The 6,795-nt window shown below is 48.6% G+C and carries 8 protein-coding genes and 1 pseudogene; 2 read left to right on the top strand and 7 right to left on the bottom strand.

The genetic code is table 11. The features are described 5' to 3' along the window. Nucleotides 1-142: 142 nt before the first annotated feature. The 5 genes and pseudogenes from Q0369_RS05045 to gap all read right to left on the bottom strand — a co-directional run bounded on the left by Q0369_RS05045 (nt 143) and on the right by gap (nt 4,897). Nucleotides 143-800 (bottom strand): annotated as a pseudogene (locus Q0369_RS05045) (DUF2625 family protein). A gap of 86 nt (nt 801-886) precedes the next feature. Next, on the bottom strand, nt 887-1,705 hold the full coding sequence (gene fabI / locus Q0369_RS05040) for an enoyl-ACP reductase FabI (protein ID WP_298096838.1): 819 nt from the start codon (nt 1,703-1,705) through the stop codon (nt 887-889). 264 nt (nt 1,706-1,969) lie between these two features. Then, nucleotides 1,970-2,683 (bottom strand): triose-phosphate isomerase, encoded by a 714-nt coding sequence (locus Q0369_RS05035; protein ID WP_298096835.1) that lies wholly within the window; start codon nt 2,681-2,683, stop codon nt 1,970-1,972. After that, nucleotides 2,680-3,891, bottom strand: a complete 1,212-nt coding sequence (gene pgk, locus Q0369_RS05030; RefSeq protein ID WP_298096832.1) for a phosphoglycerate kinase — start codon at nt 3,889-3,891, stop codon at nt 2,680-2,682. Before pgk ends, Q0369_RS05035 begins: the two co-directional genes overlap by 4 nt. A gap of 1 nt (nt 3,892) precedes the next feature. Then, entirely contained in the window at nt 3,893-4,897 is a 1,005-nt protein-coding gene (gene gap / locus Q0369_RS05025) for a type I glyceraldehyde-3-phosphate dehydrogenase (protein ID WP_291938027.1), read from the bottom strand. A 137-nt stretch (nt 4,898-5,034) separates the two neighbouring features. Here gap and Q0369_RS05020 point away from each other — a divergent pair, with 137 nt between their 5' ends. Next, entirely contained in the window at nt 5,035-5,412 is a 378-nt protein-coding gene (locus Q0369_RS05020; RefSeq protein ID WP_297905289.1) for a hypothetical protein, read from the top strand. Nucleotides 5,413-5,792: 380 nt separating this feature from the next. Then, complete coding sequence (locus Q0369_RS05015; RefSeq protein ID WP_298096829.1) at nt 5,793-6,236, top strand: hypothetical protein; 444 nt, start codon at nt 5,793-5,795, stop codon at nt 6,234-6,236. A gap of 99 nt (nt 6,237-6,335) precedes the next feature. On the opposite strand, the gene Q0369_RS05010 is transcribed toward Q0369_RS05015, so the two are convergent. Further along, the gene (locus tag Q0369_RS05010) at nt 6,336-6,617 is read right to left on the bottom strand and encodes a barstar family protein (protein ID WP_298096826.1); all 282 of its coding nucleotides are present in this window, start codon (nt 6,615-6,617) and stop codon (nt 6,336-6,338) included. Continuing rightward, on the bottom strand, nt 6,614-6,795 hold a 182-nt coding region (locus tag Q0369_RS05005; protein ID WP_298096823.1), incomplete at its 5' end, for a ribonuclease domain-containing protein. The genes Q0369_RS05005 and Q0369_RS05010, both read right to left, overlap by 4 nt.

The following is a 6,795-nucleotide window of genomic DNA, read 5'->3' as shown; positions in this document are numbered from 1 at the left end:
GGATATTTGTTTAAATTTATTAACTCGCGCGGCAAATTTTAGCAGCCGCCTGCGAGTGAATGAGATTGCAAGGGCTAAAGCATAAATCAACTATCAAGACGTGCGCGGTAAGAGCCTATGCTGGTTCCCGCCAAATTTGAATTTACTCGCCGCCGCTAAAAATAGAAGCAAAGTACTCGTCTATGTCCATGCCGTCTTTTTTTATCTCTTTTAGCTTTAGTTTTACATCGGCATCTTGCCAAAGTATCGGCGGCAAGACAAACATCACCCTATCAAGGCTAAATTTTCTCACGTCATCGCGCCAGCCATCCCAGCGGTAAAGCTCGTAAAATTTAGATATATCGCCGCAAAGTGCCCAGTAAAAAACGCGAGTAGCTAAGCTGTGTATCTTCCAATTTACTGCTATCTGGTGCGTAGTAAAAGACGTTGCCCGCTTTGCCATCAAATGCGCCGCCGTTTATCGCGAAAAATCCGCCCCAAATATCGTCCGCCACGAGCAAATAACTAGGCATCTACCCAGCCTCGCTAAAGCTTTTGCCAAGGTTGAAACCGTAAATTCCGCGCTTCATCTGCTCACATCCAGAGCCAAGTACGCGCAGCCAACCGCCGTCTACCACGATACCGCCGTAGCCGTATACAAGCGCTCCCATCGGCGAGCGTGTGGTGACCTGAAGTCCCAAAAGCTCGCTTTGAGCCCTACCCTCGTCACGCGGTAAAATCTCATAGCTATTTTTGGCCTCTTTTAGCCACTCTTCTATTAGCGCCCAGCTCAGCTCATTTGCATCTATAAGCTCGCCCAAAGCCTCATCGCGCGTCCTTTGGTCAAATTTGATGAAATTTAAAAGAAGGACTTGGCGAGTCGCCCCGCCAAATTTATATCAGTAGATTATTTTGCGTCCCAAGCTAGGATCGTGTTGCCCTCGGCGTCGGTAGCCACGTCACCCATGCCCATGATGTTGTAGCCGCAGTCGACGTAGTGCACCTCGCCGGTCACGCCGCTAGCAAGGTCACTAAGCAGGTATATCGCGCTTTTGCCGACGTCTTGCGTCGTGACGTTGCGTTTAAGCGGGCTATTTACCTCGTTGTAGCGTAAAATCATCCTAAAATCGCCGATTCCGCTTGCAGCAAGCGTTTTGATCGGACCCGCACTGATAGCGTTTACGCGGATATTTTTCGCGCCTAGATCGTGAGCCAGGTAGCGAACAGAGCTTTCAAGCGCTGCTTTTGCGACGCCCATGACATTGTAGTGAGGCACGAATTTCGGCCCTCCGAGGTAGGTTAGCGTGAGAACAGAGCCGCCCTCTTTTAGCACCGGCAGCACCGCGCGCGTGAGGCTTAGTAGCGAATACACGCTCGTGCCCATCGCGATATCAAAGGCTTCTTTGCTCGTGTTTACAAACTCGCCCTCTAGCGCTTCTTTTGGCGCGTAGGCTACCGCGTGCACGACGAAATCTATCTCACTGAGGTCTGCTTTGATGCGATCCGCAAGACCGTCAAGATGAGCGGGGTTGTTTACGTCAAGCTCATAGACAAATTTGCTCCCAAACTCCTCCGCGATCGGCTCTACGCGTTTTTTTAGCGCGTCGTTTAGGTAGGTAAACGCCATTTGCGCACCCTGGGCGTGACAAGCTTCGGCGATGCCGTAAGCGATGGATTTGGCGTTAGCGACGCCGACGATGAGGCCCTTTTTTCCTTTTAAAATCATTATTTCTCCTTTCTATTTTGCTTGGCTTTTGAGCGCTTTTTGGCGATTTTGTTAAAATTTTGCTCGGCAAACTATATGTCTAGCCTACGCAAAATTTTAACTGCAAAGCCCCAAAAATCATCTCAAAATCCTTCGCAATTAGACTTAAAAATTGCAATTCAAATTTGAACCCAAATTTGATAGCGGCAGTATCGCAAAGCTAGACTAGGCGACTTAAAATTTTGCGACGGGAGTTACCCTATTAGGTAATGACCGAGCAAAATTTTAAGGCAACGAAGTATAGCGATGCGAGACAACGCGTATAAGTTCCAAAAAGCCAGAGGCGTCCCAGCTTGCTGTGCCCACTAACACCCCGTCGCAACCTCTTATCGCGCAAATTTTTGCGATATTTTCCGCATTTACACTGCCGCCGTAAAGTAGCGGCGCGGGGCTTTTAGCACGCAAGAAATTTAGCATTCTTTCGATCTGCTCGCACTGCGCGCTTCTGCCCGTGCCGATCGCCCAGACGGGCTCGTAGGCTAGTACTAAGCTCGGATATTTCAGATCGATACCCTCAAACTGTGCCGCTACGAAATCCTCGCTGCGATCTTGCGCGAATGCCGCCTCATCCTCGCCGACGCAAAAAACGATGCGCCAGCCCTGCGCCGCGGCAAAACCGAATTTCTCTCTTATCAGCTCCGCGCTCTCGCCCAAAATAGTGCGCCGCTCGCTATGCCCAATAAGAACGGTTTTGATGTCAAATTCCGCCAGCATATCGCCACCGATCTCACCCGTAAAGCTGCCGTGCGCGGCAGGATAGAAATTTTGCGCGCCTTGGATGAAATTTTTTGCCCCCGCACAAAATGCGCTAGCGGGAGGAAAAACCAAAATTTCATCCTCGCGCGCAATTCCGCCCGCTAAGCCTTCATCTAAAGCTTTAGCGTACCGCTCAAAGCTAGCGCGAGTATGGTTGCATTTAAGATTCGCCGCCAGTATCATCGTAGCTCCGTTTTAGTAGTAAGCACTCGCACACCCGGCAGCTCCTTGCCCTCGATGAGTTCTAAGCTCGCGCCGCCTCCGGTAGAAATAAAAGTCATATCATCAGCGTTACCAGCGCGTTCGACAACATCTGCGGTATCGCCGCCGCCCACTACGGTAGTGGCGTCGCTATCTGCGATCGCGTGCGATATATGCAGGCTGCCGCGAGCGAATTTATCGATCTCAAAAACTCCCATCGGTCCGTTCCACCAGATCGTTTGCGCATCGTCTAGGGCTTCTTTAAAAAGCGCTACGGTCGCAGGCCCGATATCTAGCCCCATCCAATCGCTTGGAATTTCTTGGACGGTAACTTTTTTTGTAACGGCATCTTGCGAGCATTGCGGAGCTGCGACGGCATCGACAGGGATATAAATTTTAACCCCAAGCTCTTTGCCGCGGCGCAAGATATTTAGTGCGTCAGATATAAGATCCTCCTCTAAAAGCGAATTACCAATGTCATATCCGACGGCTTTTAAAAACGTAAATGCCATGCCGCCTCCGATGATGAGCTTATCGACTTTAGGAAGTAAATTTTTAAGCGCCTGAAGCTTGCCGCTTACTTTGCTGCCGCCCGTTACGGCTACAAAAGGACGTGCAGGATCTTTAATAAGGTCTTTGGCAAATTTTATCTCTTTTAGCAGCAAAAATCCCGCCGCCTTGTGCGCCTCATCGTAGAATTTCGTAATCGCCTCTACCGAAGCATGCGCGCGGTGGCATACGCCAAAAGCGTCGTTGATATAAAATTCCGCGTAGCTTGCAAGCCTCTTAGCTAGTGCTTCGTCGTTTTTGCTCTCGCCCTTTTCAAAGCGCAGATTATCTAGCAAAAGCACTTCGCCCTTTTTAAGCGAATTTACCGCAGCTCCTGCCTCCTCGCCCGCGACATCGGAGACAAATTTTATCTCGCGTTCCAAAAGCCTAGATAACCTCTTTACCACAGGCTTTAGGCTAAGTCTTTCTTCGTATCCGTTTTTTGGGCGCCCTAAATGACTGGCTAAAATTACCGCGCAGCCCTCGTCTAAGCAATATTTAATAGTAGGGATAGACGAACGGATGCGGCGATCGTCCGTAATATTGCAAAACTCATCCATCGGCACGTTAAAATCGCACCTGATAAAAACGCGCGCGCCGTCTTTAAATTTCAAATCTTTAATCGAAAGAATTTCGCCCATCTTATTTCCTTCTTTTTGCCGCATATAGGGCTAAATCGATAAGGCGCTCGCTATATCCCCACTCGTTGTCATACCAGCTCATCACTTTTATCAGATTGCCGTCAATTACCTGCGTGCAGTCGCTAGCTACGATGCTGGAGTATTCTGAGGTACAAAAATCGCTGCTGACACGGCTATCGTCGTCTACGAGCAAAATTCCTTTCATCTCTTTAGCGGCATAACGGCGGAAAATTTCATTTAGCTCCTCAGCACTCGTCTGTTTACGCGTTAGCACCGTTAGATCAACCATCGAAACGTTAGCCACCGGCACGCGTACAGATTGTCCGTGCATCTTACCGCTTAGCTGCGGAAGTACCTTACTAATCGCTTTTGCCGCACCCGTCGTGGTCGGAGCGATATTAAGAGCTGCGGCGCGTGAACGGCGAAAGTCCTTGGCTTTTACATCGACTAGGCTCTGTCCGTGCGTATAGGCATGAATCGTCGTCATAAGACCCTTTTCGATACCAAGCTCATCGTCTAAAATTTTTGCAATCGGAGCCAGGCCGTTAGTGGTGCAGCTAGCGTTTGAGATGACGCGCTGTCCTGCATAAGCGCCCTCATTAACGCCGATTACGAAAGTAGGCGTATCATCCTTGGCAGGCGCGCTCATTACGACTACGCCGATACCGTTATCTATGAACGGCTTGCATTTTTCGCTCGTTAAAAACGCACCCGTACATTCAAGCACAGCTTCTGCACCATCGCCCGCAAAATCAAGCTCCGCAGGCTCTCTGGTGGAATAGACGCGGATTTTTTTGCCGTCTACGGCTATGCATTCGTCGCTTAGAATTTCTACTTTTTTACGAAACTCGCCGTGAACGGTGTCGTATTGAAGCAGGTATCTCGTAAGCTCGCGCTTAGCGGTATCGTTGATCGCCACAAGCTCCACATCGTCCCTGCTTAGCGCAATTCTAGCCGCGCACCTACCGATCCTTCCAAAGCCGTTAATTGCGATTTTTACTGCCATAAGGTTCTCCTTATTTGGGATGTTTTCAGCTGGAATTTTACTAAATTTGGGTTAATCTTTGATTAAATAAAAAGTCGCGAAATCTAGGATTTACTTTTTGGCTATATAATTCGCGAACTTTTTTTAAAGGAGAAAAAATGAGACGAATTGTATTCTCGTCATTAGCGGCAATCGCGATTTTAAGCGGATGCAACCAACCTAAGGCCGATACGGCTCCGCAGCAAAAGCAAGAGTCTGTAGCGCACACGATCGTATTTCTACTAGGAGAGACCGGAGATAAGCGCATCAGCCTTAGCTCGAACGATATGTTCGCAACGGGCGTGTTAACCGACGAAAAAGGCAAAAAGCATAATCTTAAACGCGCGGCTTCCGCAAGCGGCATAATGCTTACGAACGACGAAGGTATCGAGCTTCTTTTCAAACGCGGAGAGGGAGTGTATACACCGGGAAAAGGCAAGAAGGATATTCCGGTAACCTACACCGAGCACGAGCACAAAAGTGGCGAAATGATGTAGCCGCGGCGGGGTTAAATTTAAGCGCCCGCAAAAGCGAATTAAATTTAACCCCTCGTTTCTAAATTTCGGCTTCTTTATCCATAGCAAAATTTAACCCTTGTTTCGATCTCTTTGATCTGCGATGATATTTAACCTTTTATTTTTGCTTCTTTCGTCTGCACAAATTTAGCTTTTTTGCAAATTTGAGCTTGCGCTCACCAAAAGCAAGCTCTGCGAGTTCAAAATCATTAAATTTTACGAAATATCCATTCTCTTTGTGCTTTATCGGCGAATTTCTTGATCTTCAACCGAATTTCACTTCAAATTCGCTAAACTGCGACAAAATTTTAGCAGACCGGTGCAAATACGGCGCAAAACAGATCATTTAGCGAGATTGCCGCATGGATAGTATTAAATTTTACCTAAACGATTACGATATGAACGGCGAGGGCCTTACCGAAGTCGTCGTCAAAATAAACGGCGAGCCCCTGCTTGAGCTGATTAGGCAGCGCGAGCAAAGCTTTGCGGCAAAGGACGGGCAAGCTAGCGTCGCGGGAGACTACGCCTACTTAAACTTGATCGATTTTGAGGAGCTATTCTTACGTGCGGCGCTTGAGGCTGATCTGGCGCAAGATGAGCGAAACGCCGTGCTACTGGGCTGTCCGAGTGGGATCTGGAACTGCTGGTATCTCGCGCTTAAGATTAAATTCGAAACGGAGACGGTTAAGCTTTACGAGTTTAAAAACCTGCGCCGCAAAGATTGGCGGTATGGGCTTGAGTTTAAATTTGACCGCGTGAGCTTTGTGAGCGAAATTTCCAAAATCGCCTCTTTTAATAAGCTCTAAAATTCGCAAATTTAACGGCACGCTCGAAACTGCGCCGAAACAAACCTACCTTTGCCTCGGCAAAATTTAGATTTGAGATGACGAGGGCGCCGCAAAAACTCATAGCATTAAAATTTTCGCCTCGCCGCTGCGCAAAACATCCAGCAAAATATCATAAAATTTGCCCAGCCTTAGCTTTAAAATTTCGCCCCTTTTTATGACGACTAAGATCCGTCCGCCCCGCTCGCCAAGCACGTCGTAGAGCGCGTCTAAATTTGCGACGTATTCGGGCTTGAAATCCAGCGCTGCGGCAAATAGTGCGAAAATTTGATCTTTGCGCCTGATATTTGCGCCGTCGATGATGATCTTTGCGGCGCTGCGCGTTTTAAAATTTAAACTCATTGCACGCGCTCGAAGCTTTCGTAATGATCGGCAGTATAGAAGATCAGCCCGTCATTTGAAAATATCAGCCGCTTCGCGCCGCGCGCGCCGCCGCGATACTCGATATCGCACTCGCGCCAGATTCGCCCCTTTTTATCAGGCAATCTGCGCTCGAAATTGCCGAAGCGGTCGCCGCCGA

This window comes from uncultured Campylobacter sp. (assembly GCF_938030685.1).
In the GTDB taxonomy this organism is placed as follows: Bacteria; Campylobacterota; Campylobacteria; order Campylobacterales; family Campylobacteraceae; genus Campylobacter_B.
This window is presented reverse-complemented; position numbering and strand designations above follow the sequence as displayed.